Source organism: Solibacillus sp. iso_87 (assembly GCF_056173085.1).
The window spans coordinates 819,323-842,306 of record NZ_CM149656.1 but is presented as its reverse complement, the minus strand read 5'-3'; the positions used below and the strand labels follow the sequence as shown (position 1 = coordinate 842,306).

16 protein-coding genes are annotated in these 22,984 nt (G+C 38.4%); 4 read left to right on the top strand and 12 right to left on the bottom strand.

All coding sequences use genetic code 11. The features are described from left to right. Positions 1 to 100: 100 nt before the first annotated feature. Entirely contained in the window at positions 101 to 673 is a 573-nt protein-coding gene (locus AC0VXV_RS04095; RefSeq protein WP_475530465.1) for a peroxiredoxin family protein, read from the bottom strand. A gap of 391 nt (positions 674 to 1,064) precedes the next feature. Between AC0VXV_RS04095 and AC0VXV_RS04090 the strand changes: the two genes are divergently transcribed. Beyond that, positions 1,065 to 4,034 (top strand): EAL domain-containing protein, encoded by a 2,970-nt coding sequence (locus AC0VXV_RS04090; protein ID WP_475530464.1) that lies wholly within the window; start codon positions 1,065 to 1,067, stop codon positions 4,032 to 4,034. Between the two features lie 25 nt (positions 4,035 to 4,059). Continuing rightward, complete coding sequence (locus tag AC0VXV_RS04085) at positions 4,060 to 5,760, top strand: diguanylate cyclase domain-containing protein (protein WP_475530463.1); 1,701 nt, start codon at positions 4,060 to 4,062, stop codon at positions 5,758 to 5,760. Between the two features lie 24 nt (positions 5,761 to 5,784). Here the strand turns inward: AC0VXV_RS04085 and AC0VXV_RS04080 are convergent, their stop codons facing one another. The 7 genes from AC0VXV_RS04080 to AC0VXV_RS04050 all read right to left on the bottom strand — a co-directional run bounded on the left by AC0VXV_RS04080 (position 5,785) and on the right by AC0VXV_RS04050 (position 16,050). Continuing rightward, a complete protein-coding gene (locus AC0VXV_RS04080; RefSeq protein ID WP_475530462.1) occupies positions 5,785 to 7,086 on the bottom strand; it encodes a murein hydrolase activator EnvC family protein in 1,302 nt (433 codons plus the stop codon). Between the two features lie 122 nt (positions 7,087 to 7,208). Continuing rightward, positions 7,209 to 8,105 (bottom strand): permease-like cell division protein FtsX, encoded by an 897-nt coding sequence (gene ftsX, locus AC0VXV_RS04075; RefSeq protein ID WP_339175290.1) that lies wholly within the window; start codon positions 8,103 to 8,105, stop codon positions 7,209 to 7,211. Further along, positions 8,095 to 8,781 (bottom strand): cell division ATP-binding protein FtsE, encoded by a 687-nt coding sequence (ftsE, locus tag AC0VXV_RS04070; RefSeq protein ID WP_008403596.1) that lies wholly within the window; start codon positions 8,779 to 8,781, stop codon positions 8,095 to 8,097. Before ftsE ends, ftsX begins: the two co-directional genes overlap by 11 nt. Positions 8,782 to 9,300: 519 nt before the next feature. Continuing rightward, positions 9,301 to 10,515 (bottom strand): DUF4097 family beta strand repeat-containing protein, encoded by a 1,215-nt coding sequence (locus AC0VXV_RS04065; RefSeq protein WP_475530461.1) that lies wholly within the window; start codon positions 10,513 to 10,515, stop codon positions 9,301 to 9,303. Positions 10,516 to 10,601: 86 nt separating this feature from the next. Further along, the gene (gene uvrA / locus AC0VXV_RS04060) at positions 10,602 to 13,469 is read right to left on the bottom strand and encodes an excinuclease ABC subunit UvrA (protein ID WP_475530460.1); all 2,868 of its coding nucleotides are present in this window, start codon (positions 13,467 to 13,469) and stop codon (positions 10,602 to 10,604) included. A gap of 5 nt (positions 13,470 to 13,474) precedes the next feature. Further along, positions 13,475 to 15,457: an excinuclease ABC subunit UvrB gene (uvrB, locus tag AC0VXV_RS04055; RefSeq protein WP_475530459.1), complete on the bottom strand. Its 1,983-nt coding sequence runs from the start codon at positions 15,455 to 15,457 to the stop codon at positions 13,475 to 13,477. 353 nt (positions 15,458 to 15,810) lie between these two features. Further along, on the bottom strand, positions 15,811 to 16,050 hold the full coding sequence (locus AC0VXV_RS04050; RefSeq protein WP_079524745.1) for an IDEAL domain-containing protein: 240 nt from the start codon (positions 16,048 to 16,050) through the stop codon (positions 15,811 to 15,813). A 187-nt stretch (positions 16,051 to 16,237) separates the two neighbouring features. Between AC0VXV_RS04050 and AC0VXV_RS04045 the strand changes: the two genes are divergently transcribed. Then, positions 16,238 to 16,729 (top strand): competence protein ComK, encoded by a 492-nt coding sequence (locus tag AC0VXV_RS04045; RefSeq protein ID WP_475530458.1) that lies wholly within the window; start codon positions 16,238 to 16,240, stop codon positions 16,727 to 16,729. 5 nt (positions 16,730 to 16,734) lie between these two features. Here the strand turns inward: AC0VXV_RS04045 and AC0VXV_RS04040 are convergent, their stop codons facing one another. The 4 genes from AC0VXV_RS04040 to AC0VXV_RS04025 form a co-directional block, all read right to left on the bottom strand. Next, a complete protein-coding gene (locus AC0VXV_RS04040; protein WP_339175283.1) occupies positions 16,735 to 17,088 on the bottom strand; it encodes a YhjD family protein in 354 nt (117 codons plus the stop codon). A 175-nt stretch (positions 17,089 to 17,263) separates the two neighbouring features. Then, the gene (locus tag AC0VXV_RS04035) at positions 17,264 to 18,715 is read right to left on the bottom strand and encodes a M20 family metallopeptidase (RefSeq protein ID WP_475530457.1); all 1,452 of its coding nucleotides are present in this window, start codon (positions 18,713 to 18,715) and stop codon (positions 17,264 to 17,266) included. Between the two features lie 14 nt (positions 18,716 to 18,729). After that, positions 18,730 to 20,004 carry an amidohydrolase gene (locus AC0VXV_RS04030; RefSeq protein WP_475530456.1) on the bottom strand — a complete coding sequence of 425 codons (1,275 nt, stop codon included), beginning with the start codon at positions 20,002 to 20,004 and terminating at the stop codon, positions 18,730 to 18,732. A gap of 18 nt (positions 20,005 to 20,022) precedes the next feature. Next, a complete protein-coding gene (locus AC0VXV_RS04025; RefSeq protein WP_475530455.1) occupies positions 20,023 to 21,543 on the bottom strand; it encodes an AbgT family transporter in 1,521 nt (506 codons plus the stop codon). A 109-nt stretch (positions 21,544 to 21,652) separates the two neighbouring features. Here AC0VXV_RS04025 and AC0VXV_RS04020 point away from each other — a divergent pair, with 109 nt between their 5' ends. Further along, positions 21,653 to 22,984, top strand: a complete 1,332-nt coding sequence (locus AC0VXV_RS04020) for a hypothetical protein (protein ID WP_475530454.1) — start codon at positions 21,653 to 21,655, stop codon at positions 22,982 to 22,984.

Here is a 22,984-nt window from a genome sequence, read left to right as displayed (position 1 = left end):
TAAAATTTATGAAGCGAATGAAAGTTTCATACTTATAAAGTCGAATTTATACGTCACAAAATGATGATAACTAAGAAGCCGGGCCTGCTCATTCCCCCGTTTAATCGAGTTGTATTACATTTTCCCGCAATGTATCCAAATCCAGCGGACCAATGATTTGCTTTTGTATTTTCCCTGCAGAATCAATCATATACGTTGTCGGCATTGTCAAAATTTCATATTGAAAGGCGACTGCTTCAGCTTGTTCCAGTACGATAGGAAAGGTAATACCATAGCTTTTTAAAAACTGATCCACACGCTCCAATTTTTCGTTAGCATATGTCATATTAACACCGACAATTTCCACATTGTCTTCTTCACGGTATTTTTCGTAGTACTTTTGCATATGCGGCATTTCCGCTTCACAAGGCGGACACCACGTTGCCCAGAAGTTCAGTACAACCCGCTTCCCTCTCAGCTCCGAAAGTGTCAGCGGCTCGCCTTGTAAATTATATAATGTGAAATCCGGTGCAAACTGACCTTTTTCAAGGCCCACTTCTTCCCCCAGTTCAACTTCTTTCCCTAATGCATTTTCGTTGATTGCAGTACTTTGATTGATTTCAGCTTTTATGTAAGTGCCAAGCATTGTGATGACCAGAACTAAAATAATACCGATTCCAATATTTTTTTTCATCAACTTCACCCCACCATTTCTTCCTACTAGTACATTATCATAACTTTCAGGTAATTATTCAAACTGGAAAAACTTCTTTTGAATCATCATTGATTTAATGATCTAATGAATTATTTAAAAAACTATATAAATTTAATTTATCAAATGTGACTATTTAATATAAAAAACGGGTATTTAAAATATACACATTTTGTTCTAAATACATAGTCTCAATACAATAGTCCCGTTATTTTCAACGTAAACCTATTAGACATTTGAATTTTGAATTTTTTATATGTACATATACTTAACAAATAACAGGCATATTAACTCATTTAATCGCAGAATTTTTATAACTACTATTTGTATACAGGTCGTATCGTTAAATCAAGTATTTATAGGGGGGGAATTTATGAATAATGATAATAAAATAAATAAATTTAAACAGCTTTTTTCTAAGAATGAGTCTATCCAAAATTTTACTAATATCAAAACGGAAAATAATGAGCTATTAAATTACTATTCATCCATTGTAGATAATCATCCTGACTTCATTTTTATCTTTTCGAATAGTTCAGAAATAATCATTTCAGATAATAAAAGAGTAACTTTTTTTTTCAAAAAAACAATAAATACATTAAAAGATTTCCAAACTGTTTTAACCGAACCTTCATATAAAATTTTATCAGATGTTTTCAAACAAACATTAAGTGGCAAATCCGAAAAGTGCATGATTGAAACAATAAATAATAACAATCAAAAATCAATGCTTGCCCTAACTTTAATCCCTATAACGATCGATCATGTAGTAGAGGGAGTTTATTTAAGCGCTATCGATGTTTCGGATCAAATTATTTTAACAGAACAACTGGAATCACATAAAAACCATTTGAAACATGCTCAGCAAATTGCAAAAATCGGAAGCTGGGAGTATTTAATTGAAAACGATCATTTGTATTGTTCAGAAAACTTTTATTATATTTTTGGTTTAGAACCTGATTTATATATGCATATGAGCGATCCTTATAAGTTGGTTCATCCAGAAGATTACGAACATGCCTATAAAAAGATTAATGAAGCAATTAAATTTGGAAAAAACTATACAAATCAATTTAGAATTTATCACGGTAAGACAAAAGAAATAAAGTATATTAAAGTTCATGCTGAAGTGTTGTTTGAGAATCAGAAACCTCATAAAATCATCGGTGTTATTCGTGATGTAACTCAGCAAATTGAGCTGGAGAATCAAATTATTGAACAAAACGAAAACTACAAAAAAATCTTCAATAATCTTTCCTCGGGTATTTGGGTTCGCGATGCAAGTGACGGGAGTTTTGTATTTGCCTCTAAAGGATTGGAAAATATATTAGATATTCCTATCTCTAAATTGTACGATAATCCGGATACTTGGTATGAAATGGTTCATCCAGATTCTGTTTCCCAACTAGATAGTGCGATAAAAAAGGTAGAGGCTGGAGAAAGTTTACAAACTATTTATCAATTTATAAGTGGTAGTGGAAAAATTAAATGGCTTTTGGAAGAAGTTGTCCCGGAGATCAATATAAACGGGGAAATTTCAAATGTTTTTGGACTAATTACGGATATTACGCAAGAAATGGAACTAAGAGCACAACTAGATTATTTAGCAAATTACGATGCACTAACAGGACTTCCCAATCAGAAATCACTCTTTGAACAATTGGATCATATGTGTAAATATGATGAAAGTTTTGCAGTTCTCTGTCTAGATTTAGATCGCTTTAATATTATTAACGATTCATTAGGCTATTCAATCGGTGACCAGGCATTGAAGTTCATTGCCGATAACTTTGGCAAACTGATGCCACAAGCCGGATATTTAGCACGTTTAAGCAGTAACGATTTCATAATGATTTATAAGAATTATGATGACAAAGACAACGTGTACCAGTTAGCCAAAAACATTATTAATAAAATTAGCGATCCTTTTATCATTCAAGGCTATGAAATAAACATTTCTACCAGTATCGGCATTACTTTTTTCCCTGAGGAAGGTAAAGAGAAAAATGTATTATTGGAAAATGCACATACAGCCCTCTATCAAGCCAAAAAAGAAGGCAGAAACACTTATCAACTATCCTCTCATTTAGCGGACATTTCTTCTTTTAAAAAATATGTTTTAGATCGAGACATGCGAAAAGCAATTATTAATGAAGAGTTTGAATTGTACTTTCAGCCGCAAGTTGAACCGAAACACGGAAAACTATATGGAGCTGAAGCATTAATACGCTGGAATCATAAAGAGTGGGGTATGATTTCTCCGGGGGAATTTATTCCACTTGCGGAAGAAAACCATATGATTAATACAATTACCGATTGGGTCATTGAAAAAGTCTGTCTATATTTATATGAGTGGAAAGAAAAGGGATTGCCCCTTAAACCGATTGCGATAAATATTCCACCAATTCGATTTATGAAGACCGATTTATTTGATTTTGTTAAAGCTCAAATTGAGAAGTATCAAATAGAGCCACAATTTATTGAGTTCGAAATTACCGAAAATACGATAGTAAATTCCGAAATAGGAACTTACTCCATTATTCAACGGCTAAAAGAAATGGGGATACGTATTGCCATTGACGATTTTGGTACAGGCTATGCCTCGCTTGCTTCAATACGTCAATTTAAACCGGACACAATCAAAATAGATAAACTATTTATTCAAAACATTAATTATAAAAACGAAATTGATAATGCCATTATATCGGCTACTTTACACTTAGGAAAATTATTGGAATTAAATATCGTTGCTGAAGGTGTAGAAGAACTTGAACAATTAAATTTCCTGAAACAAATTGATTGTGACATTATTCAAGGTTACCTTTTTTCAAAACCTGTTAAAATTGATCAATTTGAAAAAATTCTAGTAAGTGGCTACTTAAAACCGCAAAGATCAAATACTAAGCAAATTATTGAAGAACGAAGAAAGTTTTCCCGACTGGAATTCCCGTTTCCTATACCAGGTAACTTATCTATTGTCGAGCTGAATGGTAAACCGGTCCAATTAGGTAAAACGCCTATTTTAATTAGAAATATAAGCCTTGGCGGTTTGAACATATTATCAAATTTAAAACTTCCCATCAATATGGATATGAAATTTCATATTAGTTTCACCCTTCTGGATGAAGAATTTGAATTAAATGGCGAGTTAAGATGGATAAATGAAGTGTTTGCGGAAGTCTATTCTTACGGAGTGCCCATTAAAGTGAATCAATTGACGGAAAATCGATTAGCTTCTATTATTAATAAATTAAGCACAATAATTAGGAATAATGGAAAAATTCCAAACACTGAATTTATCTATGAAGATGCCCATACTTACTTCAGAAGAAATAAATTTTAGTCCAGTTAAAACAAGGGGAACTTTTATGGAGAAATTTTATAAAGAAGTTTTAATGAACGGTATTAAAGATATGGTCTTTATTCTTGAAGTTGTAAACGATGATTTTCGTTATCAGTTCATTAATACCGCTGCAATGGAGCGTTTAAATTTGTCTAACCAGATTATTGGCTCAAGCATTATGGATATTGAACCAAAGGAAAAAGCAAAATTTTTATATAAGCAATACAGCAAAGTTGTTGTAAGTCAAAAAAGCTATACTTATGAAGATGTTTACGAGGAGAATGGTAAAAAGTATTATGCTGAAACCGATTTAAGTCCCTTCTTTAATGAAAAAGGTACAGTTAATCGAATCATAGCGGTTGTACGAGATATTACACATGAAAGAAATGCGCTTTCAAATGCAATGGAAATGATAAGTGGGCTGGCTGAAAGTAATGAGCGTTATCATTCATTATTTTTCCATAACACAGATGGCATTTTTATTTTAAATAAAATGGGTTATATTACTGATGGAAATGAAGCGAGTGAACATATTACCGGGTATAAAATAAAAGAGTTATTTGGAAAACCACTTAAAGAGTTATTAGACAAAGAAGATTCAGGCAACTTTGATAATCTGATAAACGAAGCACTTAAAGGAACTAATCAAAGCGGAGATTTAATCTTTCACAATAAAAATGGCGAGCAAGTTAACATCATTTTTAAAATCATCCCACTTATCATTGATGAGAAAATTATTGGATTATACGGAATTTTGAAAGATGTTACTGAACAGTTACAAAGCATTAACAAGCTCGAAGAAAGTGAAAAACGCTTTCGAATTATTGCAGAGAATGCATATAACTTAATTACACTTGTAAATAAAGACGGAGAAATCACATATGTTTCCCCATCTTACAAAAATATATTAGGTTACTACCATGAAGAATATCTTAAGAAAAGTTTTCTTCATAATGTCCATACAGATGATCAAGAACGTTTAGTGGAAATTGTCCGTAATTCGATCAGCTCAGGTGAACCTTTTACTATTCAATTTAGACAAAAAAATGCTGAAGGAGTTATGATTTGGTGTGAATCCATCGGAAATCCGGTGTTCAACCATAAAAATACTTTTCAGCATCTGGTTGTACTCACTAGAGACATAACCTTAAGAAGAGAATATGAATCCAAATTGAAATATTTTGCTTATCACGATAGTTTAACAGATCTTCCAAATCGATTATTTTTTAAAGAACAATTTGCCTTTGCAAAGGAACAGTTTCTAACCAATAATACACCGCTTGCTCTAATACTTTTAGATATTGACCATTTTAAACTGATTAACGATACTTATGGCCATGATACAGGAGATGCGGTTATTAAAGAATTTGGTTCTCGTATTAAATCAACTATCCGTGATCATGATATGGTGGCAAGATTAGGCGGAGATGAATTTGTTATTCTACTCTCAAACATTCAAAGCTCTAACAATGCGATAGAAATTGCAGAAAGAATCAACCACGCTATCCGGCAGCCATGGAAACTTAACGGTCATACCTTAACGGTTACAACAAGCATGGGAATCGCAACGGCATCTAGTCAACTGAATTTTACTGAATCCAGTTTAATGAAAAAAGCTGATATTGCCCTATACCAGGCTAAAGAGTGCGGGAAAAATTGCTATAATTTATATAACGTTAACTCACGCAACCTTTCTTCATACACCCATAAAAAGACCAAACTTTAATTAAAGTTTGGTCTTTTCTCTATGTTACAGTGAAATATAATTTAATGGGTTTACGGCATTTGAACGACTGCCGTTCCATTCACCGACATGGATCTCAAAGTGTAAATGAGGTCCTGTTGAGTTACCTGAATTTCCAAGTCGTGCAATTTGCTGACCTTTTGAAACAGATGCACCAACACTCGTATTAAATCCGCTTAAATGGGCATACGTTGTTGTGAATAATTGTCCTTCAATCGAGTGAGTAACCATTACAACGTTACCGTAACCATTCATCGATCCAACATACGAAACAACACCATCCGCTGCTGCAACAACAGGTGTACCGATTGAGTTGGCAATGTCAATACCTAAGTGATTTTTACTTCCGATTGGTCCAATATCACGTCGGCCGAACCCTGACGTAAAACGGCCCGCTGCAGGTCTTGTCCAATTTCCTGCCGAAACAACCGGCAAGTTTCCAGAACTTACAGCACTGTTGCTACTGCTGTTTTGTTTTTTCTTTTTAGCAGCCGCAGCTTCCAATGCCTTTTGGCGGGCAACTTCCGCTAATCGGCGCTGTTCTTTAAGAAACTTTTCTTCAAGCTCTTTACTTAATTCTACTTTATCATCATATTCAGCTTTAAGTTCTGTTTTCTCAGATCGTAATTTCGCTTCTTCTTTTTCAAGCTCTGCTACTAATTTTTTCTTTTCTTTCTTTTGTTGATTTAATGAAGCCATCAAACTTTTCAATTTCGCTTTATTCGCTTCAAGGTTTTCTTTTTTCTTCACAAGCTCCAGCTTTTGAACTTCAAGCTTTTCCTGGTCTTCTTTTTGCTCACGCATAATTTGACGGTCAGCGTCCATAAGTGTGCTTACAGCAGAAAAACGATCGATAAAGTCTACGAAACTATTTGCTCCTAGCAATACGTCAAGGTAACTTACTGTACCTGATGACTGAATCGCGCGAGCACGTTCACGCAATAGCTCATTCCGCTGTTCAATCTTCTCTTTTAATTCTGCGATTTCATCTTCTAAAATAGAAATTTCTTCGTTTGCAATTTCAATATCCAATTCGACAACGGCAATTTTATGGTTTGTTTCATTAATTTCTGCACCAAGTTGCTCCAGTTGTGAAATGATTTTTTGCTGTCTGTTTTGGTTTGTTTGAATCTCATTTGTTTTTTGTTCAAGTGATTTATTTATAGATTTCTTTTCTGCTTCGAGTTGACTGCGCTCTTTTTTCAGTTCATCTAATGTTGCTGCAGATGCTGCCGGTATTTGAACAAATAGCACTAGCGCAAGTGTTGCTGCAATGGTTTTAAATGAACGCGTCGTTAGCTTCTTCAAAAACTTTTCCCCCTAAATGCATGGGTAATAGTGGCTCTTTTTGTCTCAAAAACGAGCCACTTCCCACTATTTTCGTCATTGTCAATTTTGCCTTGGCAATGTGTGACAGTCGCTGAAAGAAGTTATACTTTTAAAAACTTACGAACTGACATGAAACTTCCCCATATACCGATGAACATCCCGATGAAAATAATTAATGCGTTCACCTGGTACATAAGTGGCGTTACTTCTAACAATTGGAACAATTCCCCTTTTAATCGAGGTGCCAATAAATCATAAATATTGTAATAAGCAATTGTAACGGCTGCGACTGGAATAATAGATCCAATCAAACCAAGCCACATTCCTTCCAATACAAATGGAATGCGGACGAAAGAATTTGTAGCCCCTACAAGCTTCATAATTTCTATTTCATCTTTACGTGCAATAATCGTAATGCGAATTGTATTAGAGATTAAGAACATCGCTGTAAACAGCAGTCCTAAAATTAATACGAGTCCAACATTACGAGCGATTTCTAAGAAGTTAAATAGTTTTTCTACTTTACCCTCGCCATATTTTACTTCAAAAGTATTGTCTAAGCTATCAATCTGCTTTGCGACATCAGCTGTTTTCAAAGGATCGACAGCTTTAACGTACAGCACATTGTATAACGGGTTATTCTGTTCGAATAAACTTAATTCATCACCAAAATCTTTGATTAACTTACTTAATTCTTGTTCTTTTGAAGAATATGTAACTTCCTCGACATCCGGCATATTATGAATCTCGTCAAGAAGCTGTTCTTCCGCCAGTTTTGCTTCTTCCGCTTCTGGAATAATATCGATCATGACACGAATTTCAACATCGTTTTCCAAATCGGAAGCAACTTTGTTTAAATTCATCATAATCGCAGCAAATACACCGACCAATAATAATGTGACCGTTACAGCACTGATTGAAGCGAGTGTCATCCAGCTGTTACGGCCTAATGATTTAAAACTCTCACGGAAATGACGGGCAATTGTTCTAGTTTTCATAGCCGTAGTCACCTCCGTACTCATCACGGACGATCATTCCGCCTTCAATGGCAATAACTCTTTTACGCACAGTATTTACAATTTCACGGTTATGTGTTGCCATTAAAATCGTTGTACCCTGGCGATTGATTTCCTCAAAAATATTCATAATTTCCCACGAAGTTTCCGGGTCTAAATTTCCTGTAGGCTCGTCCGCAATCATTACTTTCGGACGGTTCACAATCGAGCGGGCAATTGCGACACGTTGCTGTTCTCCACCTGACAGCTCATTCGGCAGCATTCGCACTTTATGCTTTAATCCCACCAGTTCGAGTACTTCCATTACCCGTTTACGGATGACACTTGGCTGTTCTTCAATTACTTCCATCGCGAACGCTACATTTTCATATACAGTTAAGCGCGGCAATAATTTAAAGTCTTGGAAGACAACACCAAGATGACGGCGTAAATGAGGTACGCGATTATTTTTTAGCGTTCTCAAATTAATGCCATTAATGATGACATCGCCGGAAGTCGGTTTTTCTTCACGGTACATCAACTTAATGAATGTCGATTTACCTGCTCCACTCGGGCCAACTATATAAACAAATTCACCCTTTTTTATATGAACCGTAATCCCGTTTGCGGCGACGACCCCATTAGGATACTTCTTCACTACATTATTCATTTCAATCATTCACGAAACCACCTAAGCTCAATATCTAGTATTTTAAATTTTAGTCTTACCCATTATAGCATCTTCAGGCTCAAATTTTATTACATTTTCTTTTCAATGTAAGCCCCGCCTCATTTTCAAGCTCTCTGCACCGCCATGACAACATTACAAAAATTCAATTGTCGCAGAATTTTCATGGAAATACACTTATTTTTTGGTTTTCGTAATGTATTTGTTAAAGTATGAAATGTTCTTAATATAATAAAATACTCTACACTATTTTTAATTATTCGACGTTTTCATTGAAAACCCTTCTCAGCATTTGGGTTATTATGTTATTTTTAGGGGGTTTTTTAGAAAGATTATTTTTCCATGGTGGAATGAGGCAGTTTGTGACTTTTAATTGGAGATTTGGCGGAAAACAAAATAAAAGGCATCCAAATTCTTTGTGAGAAGATGGCTGCCTGATATTTTATAAAGTAGTTTGATGTGGCTTCGCGTTTACCGAACCCTGGTAAATTGTATCTAAAACACTACGGCCTATTGCAGTGTATAACGTACCAACACTGTACCTGTACGAGATTCCCCTACTAATTTCAGGAGTTTCGCACCTTCCAGTTCTTTTGTGAAACGGACTGATTTTGATAGGAATTGCTCCTCTTCTTCTGTAACAAGGACATCACTTAAACCGATATCTGCTTTTCCGAAGTTTGAGTAAACCTGGCCGTCCAGTGCGACTGTTTTCGGAACATAAATTTCCACTGAACCTGCTAGTGCACGTGCCTTGATTTTATGCGCTTCCGCACTCGTTGTTGTAATGACAACATGTCCATTCATCGATTCAGCTTCGACTTCATTTAATTCGCCATCAACGTAAATACGTCCATTCGCTGTGCCGATTTCCAAATCTTTCCCTTTAATATGTCGGGCTTCTACTGCACCATTGCTCGTTTGCAGTTCTGCATGATCAAATGTTGCATTTTCCAGACGGATTACGCCGTTATGTGTACGTGCTTTTACCAGCTTTGCATCAACGTGTTCGATTGAAACGCTACCTGTTAATAATTTTGCAATGACTACATCATAATGTTTTTCTGGAATAGCTACTTGTACTTTCACTTGCGCAAATTTATTTGTTGACTGGATAAACAATTTTTCATTTGTCAGCTTCGACATGTTTTCCGTTGCCTGTGCAATCGTTTCTTCTTCAGTACCTTTTAACGGTGTTTTCCCTGTCACATTTACAGTAACTAAATCATCCGTAGCACGTACGATATCGACTTTACCATTGGCGATTTCCAGCTCTACCCCTTTAACATCAGCTACAGGGTAAGCATACGTTTTAGTGAATTCCACTTTTTCTCCGAACGGTGTATCAATATCAAGCTCTTTAAACTTTGATAAAGCCGCACCGACTAATCCTGTCATGCGTGTGCTAAATTGCGATAAATCCTGCTTAATATCACCCATAAACTCGTCCATTTTTTTATTGAATTCTTTATCGTTAAATGACTTGCCGAAAATATCTTCAAATCCTGTTGTTTTGCGTTTTTCTTTTTGCTCTTCATAAATTGGTTCTGCCTTATGCGGCGCTTCCTCAAACTTTTCTTCAAAAACCGGTTGTTCGACTGGTGCTGCTTGTGATGGAGTGGATTCCTTTTCCGACGACAATTTTTCCAGTAATACAATCGCCTCTTCTGCCGTAATTGTACCGCTTTCAACTAATTTCAAAATGCGTTTACGTTCTTCTTGCATAAAAAAATTCCTCCCTCTGCTTCGTATATAGTTATTATACGAGGAGGGAGGACGAAAAGTTTCGTTTGCGCTCTTAGTTTTTCAATCTATTTATTTTGCGCTTCTTTAATTCTTGATTCCATACGTTCACGGTCACGTTCCAGAATCGGTTTTAAGTAACGTCCAGTATAGCTTTCTTCCACTTCGGCTATTTTCTCCGGAGTACCTGTCGCTAAAATTGTACCCCCACCTTCGCCGCCTTCAGGACCTAAATCAATAATATGGTCGGCAGTTTTGATAACATCGAGATTATGCTCAATAACAAGCACGGTCTCCCCGTTCTCAACTAAGCGCTGCAGTACAATCAATAAACGGGAAATATCATCTGCATGCAAACCGGTCGTTGGCTCATCCAAAATATAAAATGATTTGCCGGTTGAACGACGATGCAATTCCGACGCCAATTTTACACGTTGTGCTTCACCGCCAGATAATGTTGTCGCCGGCTGACCAAGCTTCACATAGCCAAGACCGACATCGACAATCGTTTGCAGTTTACGCTGGATTTTTGGCAAGTTCCCGAAAAACTCCAACGCATCTTCTACCGTCATCTCCAAAATATCCGAAATATTTTTATCTTTATATTTTACTTCCAGTGTTTCACGGTTATATCGCTTCCCGTGACAAACTTCACACGGCACATAAACATCCGGCAAGAAATGCATTTCGATTTTAATAATGCCATCCCCGCGGCAAGCTTCACAACGTCCGCCTTTTACGTTGAACGAAAAACGCCCTTTTTTATAGCCACGCACTTTCGCTTCATTCGTCATTGCAAAAACATCACGAATATCATCGAATACGCCAATATACGTTGCCGGGTTTGAACGCGGAGTACGGCCGATTGGCGATTGGTCCACATCGATTACTTTCTCCAGCTGTTCTAAACCTTCTATTGTTTTATGCTTGCCTGGCTTCACTTTTGCGCGGTTCAATTTTGATGCAAGTGACTTATATAAGATCTCATTTATCAGTGTCGATTTACCGGAACCTGACACACCTGTAACGGCGATGAACTGACCTAATGGAATATCGACACTGACATTTTTCAAGTTATTTTCAGAAGCGCCTTTAATTTTTATTTTCCGGCCATCTGATTTACGGCGTTCAAGCGGAAGCGGAATAAATTTCTTTCCACTTAAATATTGGCCGGTAATCGACTCATTGTTTTTCATTACTTGCTTTGGTGTCCCTTGCGCGATAACTTGACCGCCGTGTACACCAGCACCTGGTCCGATATCGATTAAATGATCCGCTGCCATCATTGTATCTTCATCATGCTCTACAATAATTAATGTATTACCGAGGTCACGCATATTTACAAGTGTATTAATTAACCGGTCATTATCACGCTGATGCAGCCCGATTGACGGCTCGTCCAAAATATAAAGGACACCTGTTAAGCGGGAACCGATCTGTGTTGCCAGTCGAATACGCTGTGCTTCCCCGCCGGATAATGTTCCAGCAGACCGTGCAAGTGTTAAGTAATTTAAACCTACGTCCAATAAGAACTTCAGTCGTTCAATAACTTCACGAATAATTAAATTCGCAATCTGGCGTTCTTTTTCCGTTAATTCTACTGAACTAAAGAACTCATACATTTCCTGAATGGAGTGGCGTGTCGCTTCCGAAATGTTCTGGTCTTTAATTTTTACTGCCAGGGTTTCCTTTTTCAGTCGATGCCCTTTACAAGTAGCACAAGGCTGTTCAGTCATGTATTTTTGCATCGATTCTCGTACATAATCCGATGAGGAATCTGTAAAGCGGCGCTCGATATTCGCGATGACGCCTTCAAATTCGATATTTTTCTTATGCATACTGCCATAATCATTCGTATATTCGAATAGAATTTTCTCTTTTCCTGAACCGTATAAAATTTTGTCCATTTTTTCCTTGGGAATATCTTTCACCGGCACATCCATTGGAATATTGTAGTGCTTGCATACCGATGCCAATAGCTGCGGGTAATAGTTGGATGATACGGATTCCCATGGTGCAATCGCACTTTCAAGCAACGTTAAATCCCAGTTGTGAATGACTAAGTCAATATCGGCCTTTGCCTTACTTCCCAACCCGTCACATGTAGGGCAAGCCCCAAATGGACTGTTGAATGAAAACATGCGCGGTTCAAGTTCACCAATCGAAAAGCCACAAAGCGGACATGCATGATGCTCACTGAATAATAGCTCCTCATGATCGATAACATCTACTAGAACTCGGCCATCCGCAATTCTAAGCGCTGCTTCGAGGGAATCACTTAATCGCGTTTCATTGCCCTCTTTTACGACAACACGGTCTACGACTACTTCAATCGTGTGTTTTTTATTTTTATCCAGCTCGATATTGTCATCGAGATCACGCAGTTCCCCGTTTACACGGATACGCACAAAGCCTTGTTTTTTCAAGTCTTCAAGCAGTTTTACATGCGTTCCTTTTTTCCCTTCAATAACAGGAGCAAGCAGCTGCATTTTCGTGCGATCCGGATAATCCATTAGGCGGTCGACCATTTGTTCAACCGTCTGTGATGTAATTTCAATCCCATGTGTCGGGCAGTAAGGTTTTCCGATACGCGCAAAAAGCAGTCGCAAATAATCGTAAATTTCCGTTACTGTTCCGACAGTCGAGCGCGGGTTACGGCTCGTCGTCTTTTGGTCAATCGAAATGGCCGGTGACAGCCCTTCAATTGTATCGACATCCGGCTTGTCCATCTGACCTAAAAATTGTCTTGCATATGCAGACAATGATTCAACATAACGACGCTGCCCCTCCGCATAAATCGTATCGAATGCCAATGAAGATTTACCGGAACCTGAAAGCCCTGTCACAACGACAATTTTATCGCGAGGAATTGTGACATCAATATTTTTTAAATTATGCGCTCGTGCACCTTGTACGACAATTTCTGTATTTTTCACATTGTTCACCCTTCTGATTTCAATTCAAATATCATGTCACGTAATTCAGCCGCGCGTTCAAAGTCCAGCGCTTTTGCGGCTTCTTTCATTTCAACTTGCAATGTCGCAACAAGCTTCTCCAGCTCTTTTTTTGTCAGCTTTTTGCCGCCTGTCACTTTTGTAATATATGTTTCTTCCTCTTCCGCAGCTTGTGTTGCGCGAATAATATCAGGAATCTTTTTAATAATTGTTTTCGGTGTAATACCATGTTCTTCATTGTACGCCATTTGAATTTCACGACGGCGCTTCGTTTCACCGATCGCCTTTGTCATTGAATCCGTCATATTATCGGCATACATAATGACATGACCGTTCGAGTTACGCGCAGCACGTCCAATTGTTTGAATGAGTGAACGTTCCGAACGTAGGAACCCTTCCTTGTCCGCATCCAAAATCGCGACAAGTGATACTTCAGGAATATCAAGACCTTCCCTTAATAAGTTAATGCCGATCAGCACATCATATGTCCCTTTGCGAAGCTCCCGGATAATTTCGATTCGTTCCAGTGTTTTGATTTCCGAGTGTAAGTATTCGACTTTCAAGCCCATTTCTTTTAAATAGCTTGATAAATCTTCGGACATTTTCTTCGTTAATGTTGTGACGAGTGTCCGTTCATTACGACGGATACGCTCATGGATTTCATCGATCAGATCATCAATCTGCCCTTCAATCGGACGGATATCAATTGTCGGATCAAGCAGCCCTGTCGGACGAATAATCTGCTCCACCATGTCCGGTGTATGCTCCAATTCATATGGGCCCGGAGTTGCCGACACATAAATCGCCTGGCTTACTTTAGACTGAAACTCGTCAAACATGAGCGGGCGGTTATCCAGTGCGGACGGCAGACGGAAACCATGTTCGACCAGTACCCCTTTACGAGCCTGGTCTCCATTATACATACCACGTACTTGCGGTAATGTAACATGGCTTTCATCAACAACAAGCAAAAAATCTTCTGGGAAATAATCGAGTAATGTATACGGTGTCGCCCCTGCTTCACGCAATGTTAGATGGCGCGAATAGTTTTCGATACCTGAGCAAAAGCCCATTTCCTTCATCATTTCCAAATCATAGTTTGTCCGTTGCTCCAAACGCTGTGCTTCCAGTAATCGGTCTTCCGAACGTAAGACGGCAAGGCGCTCCTCCAGCTCTTTTTCGATATTTTCAATGGCAACTTTCATCTTCTCTTCGCGGGTTACGAAGTGGGATGCCGGGAAAATCGCTACGTGCTGACGGTCCCCTAAAATTTCACCTGTCAGTGCATCGACTTCACGGATCCGATCTACTTCATCTCCGAAAAACTCGATACGGATACAGTGTTCATCGCGTGATGCCGGGAAAATTTCGACAACATCCCCGCGCACACGGAACGTACCCCGTGTAAAGTTAATATCATTACGTTCATATTGAATGTCGACTAGTTTCCGCAATAGCTGATTGCGCTCTATTTCCATCCCTGTACGAATGGAAACGACCATTTCACGATATTCTTCCGGATTACCGAGACCGTAAATACATGATACGGACGCGATAATAATGACGTCTTTCCGTTCAAATAACGCAGTCGTTGCCGAGTGACGCAATTTATCAATTTCTTCATTAATACTTGAATCCTTTTCAATGTACGTATCGGTTTGCGGTACATACGCTTCCGGCTGGAAATAGTCATAATAGCTGACGAAATACTCAACCGCATTGTCCGGGAAAAATTCTTTAAACTCACTATATAATTGGCCGGCCAGTGTTTTATTGTGTGCCATCACGAGCGTCGGCTTATTCACTTCTTTAATCACATTGGAAATCGTAAATGTTTTACCCGTACCTGTCGCCCCAAGTAAAGTCTGGTGACGCTTGCCTTCTTTAACCCCTTGTATGAGCTGTTTAATCGCTTCCGGCTGATCCCCGGCAGGCTGATAGGCGGACTGGATTGTAAAAGTTTCTGTCATATTCAGATTGTCCTTTCTGTCGCGTATATTATCTTCTATTTTAACATACCCGTTTTTAATTTACGATAAAATTGCGAACGTACATTCGAATTTAGTGTTGTTTTGTGTTTTTTTAGGTGAGCTGGATTTAATAGAATTTTGGTGACGGATATTAGAAAAGTTCGGTGACTTATTTGAAGATTGGTACCGGCTATTCGAAAATCTCTAGCACTTACTAGAAGAATTATCCTTTTCATTAGAAACTAACCAATTTATTAGAACTATTTTATTAGAAACTTTCTATCACTTATTAGAAAAAAAATAGAAACCTGCTGCTTGCCCATAAAAAAAAGCCACCTGGAATAGGATGGCCTTTAAGAAACTGTTTCCAATAACTCTTTTAACTCTGTAGTATAGCTGTGAAATGCTTGTTCGTTCTTTTGATCTAACGATGTATCGATAAGTAACTTTAATTGTTCAATACGTTGCATCCGCTGCAACCGACTAATAAATAAATCTAAATAAATTTCATTCAATAGCTTCTCTGCATGATGTTCAGTGGACTGCTGACTAACCGCTTTTAAAAAGTCTGTATACGAATAATATTTATCCATCGATATCACCTCGACCTCTTTTAACCATTATAAATTAAAAGTCATTTAATTTGCAATATATTCTGAAAAATTATCATATAACAGAATTTTCTAAATATAATGTTGATTTTTAGCAATTTATGCAGTAGTTTAGATGTATAGTGAAAATTTAAGCGATTAAAAAAGTAGGAAAGATAGGGGATACAAAATGATTAGTAATTTAACACAAAAATCCAATTACATTATTTCTAACTCTACCTTCTGTTTAAGGTCCTATCAGCATCGAGGTAAAATTCACACTGCCATTTTGGACAAGTACGGCCCATCTACATCTCCGTATAAACCTCTAAAAATTATTCGCGATACATGTCGTCTGCATGGAAGTTCCTATGATGCCAGCAAATATCAGGCGAGACGATTTTTCGGAGAAAATAAACATAAATTGCCGATAATGGTTGCCTATGATTTCGGGGATCCATGCATTTTATTCCCGCTATTTTCGCCGTTTTCACCTCAAAATATTTGGTTATCCTTGAATTCTATTATTAATATTAGTGAAGATGGTGATAAGACGCTCGTAACTTTTGTGGATAATACTGAGATTAGTTTGGATATTAATATGAAATCATTCAACCAGCAATATGTACGCGCTGCGATGTACTATAAATATCTGCTTTTACAGCGCAATGCCATCTTATAAGAGCATCAGCTTTTTTTAAAATATTCAGCAAGAAGTAACTCACTTTGATTACGAAGGCGAATATTCGAATATCTTCTGCACTCCATGATTCCTCCAAAGTAAAAATGATACTCGGTAAACAAATCATCCGTCTTGCCTCTCACTAAGCGCATCTGATGAAGTTTAAAATAGTCCTTCGTTTCTTTTAAATCATGCTCTATTTTGATACGTACAGCATCGATTAATTGCAAATAGGGATTTTTAAATTTGAACGGACTTTGCTCCACTATTGAGTAATCCTTTCCAAGAATAATTAACAGCAACGGCAAATAAATCCCTGCCTCATAATACGGAATCGTTTTAGAAGGAATTTGCAGCATACGAATACCTCCAATTGACAAGAACATTTGTTCGTATATGTATTTTCACATATTTTTTACAATCTTACAAGAGGAAAATTATTACTTAGCTTAAATTTCACTAAAAAAAGCCGCGCCTTAGCTTTTCAATACTAGGGCACGGCTATTTTCAGTTACAAAATACTTATAACTTATCTTATTTCTGATGAGCATTCGGACGAATACCCGCCGGAATCGGATTGACGTATGCACCTTTCGTTTCCGCCAAGAGCTCGCGTTTCGCCTCTTCAATTAACGCAGGATTTTCAAGTAAATCCACCGCTGTTAAAGCCAGCACTTTTGCTGCATATAAAAGCCCTTTATGTGCAAGCGACGTTTTGCCTTGCGATACAAGCTGCCACGTATGCAGTGGTGTGCCGAATACGAAGCAAGGAGCAAAAAATTGCCCTGTCGGTACAACCCAGCTTACATCTGCTACATCAGTCGAACCCGCCATTGTATAGCTGGATACTTCATACGGTACAATTTCATTTAAAAATACACCATCTACATATGCTTGTTCTAAATCAAAAGATTGAGATCCGGCCAATGTCGTTACTTCATTTTTGGCTGCTGCGATTTCATCCGGCGTAAGCGTACCAACCATTTCTTTCGCATAGTCCATTTCAGAACCGTTGTATGCCGGCAATCCTGCTTGCTGCAAGTTTTTAAATAGGAGACGGTTCAATAGATCGTTCGGAATATAATTCGAGCATGCTTTGTCAAACTTCACTGTTAATTTAGTTTCAGTCATTAAAGCCGCACCCTCCGCAATTTTTACAATGCGCTTATAAATGTCATCCACTTGCTGAATATCTTTTCCGCGGATTAAATAAAGCACTTCCGCATTTGCCTGGACGACATTTGGCGAAAGGCCCCCCGTATTTGTTACGGCATAATGCATGCGAACATTTGACGGAACATGCTCACGCAAGTAGTTTACTCCAACATTCATCAGTTCTACTGCGTCAAGCGCACTGCGTCCTAATTCAGGCGCATTTGCAGCATGGCTGGCCACGCCTTCAAACTCAAAATATACTTGATAGTTTGCAAGCGACGAGAAGCTGAAAATACTTGCAAATGAATTCGGATGCCATGTAAGTGCAATATCAACATCGTTAAATACACCTTCACGCACCATGAAAGTTTTCCCGGAGCCGCCTTCTTCAGCAGGACAGCCGTAATAGCGAATTTGCCCTTGTAATTCACCGCGCTCAATTAAATCTTTTAATGCAAGTGCTGCCGCAATGCCTGCTGTTCCTAATAAATTGTGTCCGCAGCCATGTCCGTTCCCGCCATCAATAACCGCCTGACGCGTCGCACTCTGCGACATTTGGCTTAATCCCGGGAGCGCATCAAATTCCCCCAAAATTCCGATAACAGGGCCAGCTGTTCCATATGTAGCAACAAATGCCGTATCCATGTTTGCAATGTTTTCTGTCACTTGGAACCCGTGCTGGCGTAAAAATGCAGTTAATAGTTCTACCGACTTCTGCTCCTGAAAACGTGTTTCCGCAATATCCCAAATCGAATTTGACAGTGCAATAATCTGCTGCTCGTATTGCATAACTAATTGTTCAATTCTGTTTTCCCGGACGGTACTGTTCATCTTGTCATCTCCTATTACAGTTTTAATAATGTATTGAGCCATATTTTTATCGCTGGAAGCATGTCTTCTTCGCGAATATCAAATTTTTCGTGGTGATGCCCTGCCGCAAGATCTGTACCGATAATCGAATAGGTTGCCAAACCGCCATTTTTTTGAATGCGATCCATAAAAAATGTGGCATCTTCAGAACCTGAATTAAAGTCGCTGTATTGCTCATACGGAATGTGTAGATCATTGGCCACATCAGCTAAAATCGCACTAAGCGCTTTACTTGAAGGAACGCTCATCGCTTCTCCTACTTTTTTCAATGCGACACGAACACCATACATTGTTTCGATCCCAGCAAAAATCTGCTTGACCGCATTTTCATAAAACGCATTAACCTCTGTCGTTTCGCCGCGCACTTCCAGCTCCATCTGCGCCGTTGACGGAATAACATTTCGGCCAAGACCTGCATGCAATGTGCCGACATTGATTCGGTGACTTCCCTTGCTATGCGGCGGCAAACTATGCAACGCGACTGTTGCCTGGGCAGCTGCCAACAATGCATTTCTTCCTTCTTCTGGAACACCTCCCGCATGTGCTGCTACGCCTGTAATTGTCGCATCAAACTTTGATGTAGCCAAAAATCCTGCCGAACCTGCAATAAACTTTCCGGCTTCTACCCCTGTTCCAATATGAAGCGCAAAGAAATAATCGATGTTATCAAACAAAGGTGATTGAACGATAGAAGCCGCCCCGCGCACCCCTTCTTCAGCAGGCTGGAAAATAATTTTAATCGTACCGCTGAACAGGTCGCGATGCTGCATAATTTGTTCCGCTAATCCTAAGCCAATCGCAATATGGCTATCATGGCCGCATGCATGCATGAACCCGTCATTTTGCGATCGAAACGCTAAATTATTCGGTACATGATCTGCTTCCGTTGATTCGAAAATAGGAAGTGCATCAATGTCGACACGGAAACATACGGTCGGACCAGGCTTGCCTGTTTCCAGAACTGCTAATACACCTGTATAGCCGCCTTCCATTTTCGACAGCCATTTTTCATTTGCACCGGCATTTTTGGCTGCATCATAAAATCGTTCGATCATCGCCTCGCTCGGTAATCCCATCCGTTCCGACACATTCAGCTCTTTACCGACATACAGTTCGTATCCCCATTCTTGCAGCAAGTCCGCAATGTTGCTCGTCGTATTAAATTCCAGCCACCCTGGTTCCGGATATTGGTGGAACTCTCTACGCCAGCCTATCAGTCTTTGTAAATATGAATTTGATATGTCAATCATCTGTTTCCCTCATTCCATTTATAATTTGTAATAAATACCCGGCCCAATCGGTATATTGAAAATTACGAAAATTATCATTAGCAAAATCCAGAAAATCAAGAAAATGATAGTATACGGAATCATTAATGACATCAGTGTTCCAATTCCAGCCTTTTTATTATACACCTGCATAAATCCTAAAATGATCGCAAAGTAAGTGTTTAAGGGTGTGACCATGTTCGTCGAAGATTCCCCAATACGATACGCTAACTGAATGAATGCCGGATGGTACCCCAGCACTAGAAACGTCGGCACGAAAATCGGTGCAACCAACGACCATAAAGCCGAACCACTAATAATAAATAAACTTAAGACAGCTACTAACAGCACGAACAGAATAATCGCAAAAATGTTCGTTAAATTGATTGCTGCCAGGAAGTCCGCTAAATGTACAGCCATCCATGTCGCAATGTTAGACCAGTTAAAGTACCCGATAAACTGACCAATCATGAAAATCAAAACGATATAGCTCGATAAATCTTTAATCGCTTCTGCCATAATATTCGGTACATCGGCAGCTTTCTGGATTTTTTTCGTTGTCACACCGAATGTAATCCCAACAACAATAAAGAACCCTAAAATGATTGGTATAATCCCAGATAAAAACGGTGAACGTAAAATCGTTCCGTCATCGTTCAATAGCGCCGAGTTTGGCATGAGTATTAATCCAACGATAAATGCAATGTATAATAGCGCCGCAATTCCTGCATTACGCAACCCTTTTCCTTCAAGCTCCGAAATATCCGTGCTTTTTGCGATTTGATCACCTTTATATGTGCCAAGACGCGGCTCAACAATTTTATCTGTAATAATCGCACCTAAAAATGCTAATAAAAATGTAGATGCAATCATGAAAAACCAGTTATCCAATGGTGTCACAATAAGTGTATCGTCAAGCCCTTTAACAACTTCCGTAGTAATACCCGAAAGCAATGCATCTGTTCCTGCAACCAGAATGTTGGCAGTAAAACCAATCCCCGCCCCTGCAAGACCTGCCGCTAAACCAGCTAACGGATGGCGACCTAAAGCTAAAAACACAAGTGCCGCTAATGGTGGAATAACTACAAACGCTGCATCAGATGCAATATTTCCTAAAATACCGATAAACACAACCATAAATGATACGATGCGTTTCGGTGTCTTTGAAATCGCTTTTGTCATCACAGCAGAAAACAGCCCGACTTTTTCAGAAAGCCCGATTCCGAGCATCATCGCTAATACTAAACCTAATGGCGCAAAGCCGGTAAAGTTTGTTAAAGTATTAGTTAATATGTATCGTATACCTTCTTTAGAAAGCAGACTTTTTACAACAACTTCTTCCCCTGTAGTAGGATGCATAACAGCTGCTTGCATCGTACCCAGCACGAACGATACTGCGATTAAAACTAGTGTTAAATAAAAGAATAGCATGAAAGGATGTGGTAACTTATTACCCGCCCGCTCAATCACATTTAAAAATTTATTAAATGCCCCATTGTTAGTCGTTTTTACTTGCTCCATTAGTTCGCCCCCTTATTTAAAGACAAATTATTTCACTGTCCTTAAATAAAAGATTATAATAAACTGATAAATATGACAATATTTTTTTTAGAGAAAAGGAGGATTTGCGTTGAAGATCTGTGTTTTTTCAACAAACTATTCTTACAGCTGGCTACAAAACATCCACCAGCTACAAATCGAAAATGTGGAATATGATATCGTGTTTTATGAAGATTTGCTCCATTTAACCGAGGTTTTCAGAGAAAATTATACAAAATATACGGCTGTGTTATTTAGCGGACAAATTCCTTATTTACATATCAAAAAATATTGCCCTGCAGAATTTGCAACAATGCCCTCGCAGTTTATTGACATAACAGAGCGAGATTTATATTTTACTCTGACAAAGGTACAATATGAAAACCCAGGCTTTCGTTTTAGAGACGCGCTGATCGACTTTTTATACGAGGAAAACAATTATTTAAGCCTGAAAGAATGGTTGCCTGAAGAAGATTTCCCTTACACTTTAAGCACATCCATTCAGGTTTTTGGTGAACCGAACGCCTATGAACTCGTAGCGAAAAGACACTTGGAATTGCTGGAAAAAGGGAAAATCAAATATTGCTTTACACGTTTAACAAATTTATATACGTATTTCTCACATAATGATGTCATCCCAATTTTAGTGACGCCTTCATTAAAAAGCATGGAAGCGGCCGTACAAAAACTATTAAAAGAAGTGGAAGTGCATAGCTTAACAAAAAGTCAGGTTGTATGCGGGCATTTACAATTTAATTTCGTTGAAAATGATTTTTTGGAAAATGAATACCGCCAAGTAGCGCTCTATAAAGCCATTCTGGATTTTAACCGCACGTTCGGTTATTCACTACTTATTTATCGCTCATCACTACACAATGAAATTATTACGAACTTTTCGGATTACATACGCATTACGAATGATGAAACAAAATGCTCATTGGCCTCCTTCTTACATGAACATGTCCCATTTAAAGTAAAAATCGGCTGGGGTATCGGCAAAACATTGGCCATTGCCCAAGCACAGGCGGAAAAAGCGTCAAGCTATTGCCAAAAACCATTTACAGAAAGCTATCGCATCAATAAAGAAGATAAACTACTCGGACCACTCGATGGCACGAATGTATCCACTATTGTGGAACAGGCACATAGTTTCCTTGAAGAAATCGCCAAAGAAACAAATATTTCAGTTTTCCAGCTCGAAAAACTATATGATATGATGCGGACTTATGATAAAAATACATTCACAGCAGAAGAAGTCAGTGTACATTTATCGGTTTCAACACGCACAGCGAACCGGCTATTGAAAAAATTGACCGAATATTCCTATGCAGTAATTATCGAAACCTTAGCGACCCCATCAGGAAAAGGGCGTCCTAAAAACTTGTTTGATCTACGTCTCGAACAACTAGATGAAACAGATTAG

Excerpts from the sequence above, each read along its gene's own strand:
- AC0VXV_RS04090 (WP_475530464.1), top strand. The coding sequence starts at position 1,065 with ATGAATAATGATAATAAAATAAATAAATTTAAACAGCTTTTTTCTAAG.
- AC0VXV_RS04040 (WP_339175283.1), bottom strand. The coding sequence starts at position 17,088 with ATGCTGCAAATTCCTTCTAAAACGATTCCGTATTATGAGGCAGGGATT.
- ftsX (WP_339175290.1), bottom strand. The coding sequence starts at position 8,105 with ATGAAAACTAGAACAATTGCCCGTCATTTCCGTGAGAGTTTTAAATCA.
- AC0VXV_RS04065 (WP_475530461.1), bottom strand. The coding sequence starts at position 10,515 with ATGCAAGAAGAACGTAAACGCATTTTGAAATTAGTTGAAAGCGGTACA.
- uvrB (WP_475530459.1), bottom strand. The coding sequence starts at position 15,457 with ATGACAGAAACTTTTACAATCCAGTCCGCCTATCAGCCTGCCGGGGAT.
- AC0VXV_RS04095 (WP_475530465.1), bottom strand. The coding sequence starts at position 673 with ATGAAAAAAAATATTGGAATCGGTATTATTTTAGTTCTGGTCATCACA.
- AC0VXV_RS04085 (WP_475530463.1), top strand. The coding sequence starts at position 4,060 with ATGGAGAAATTTTATAAAGAAGTTTTAATGAACGGTATTAAAGATATG.
- AC0VXV_RS04035 (WP_475530457.1), bottom strand. The coding sequence starts at position 18,715 with ATGAACAGTACCGTCCGGGAAAACAGAATTGAACAATTAGTTATGCAA.
- AC0VXV_RS04045 (WP_475530458.1), top strand. The coding sequence starts at position 16,238 with ATGATTAGTAATTTAACACAAAAATCCAATTACATTATTTCTAACTCT.
- AC0VXV_RS04025 (WP_475530455.1), bottom strand. The coding sequence starts at position 21,543 with ATGGAGCAAGTAAAAACGACTAACAATGGGGCATTTAATAAATTTTTA.
- ftsE (WP_008403596.1), bottom strand. The coding sequence starts at position 8,781 with ATGATTGAAATGAATAATGTAGTGAAGAAGTATCCTAATGGGGTCGTC.
- AC0VXV_RS04030 (WP_475530456.1), bottom strand. The coding sequence starts at position 20,004 with ATGATTGACATATCAAATTCATATTTACAAAGACTGATAGGCTGGCGT.
- AC0VXV_RS04050 (WP_079524745.1), bottom strand. The coding sequence starts at position 16,050 with ATGGATAAATATTATTCGTATACAGACTTTTTAAAAGCGGTTAGTCAG.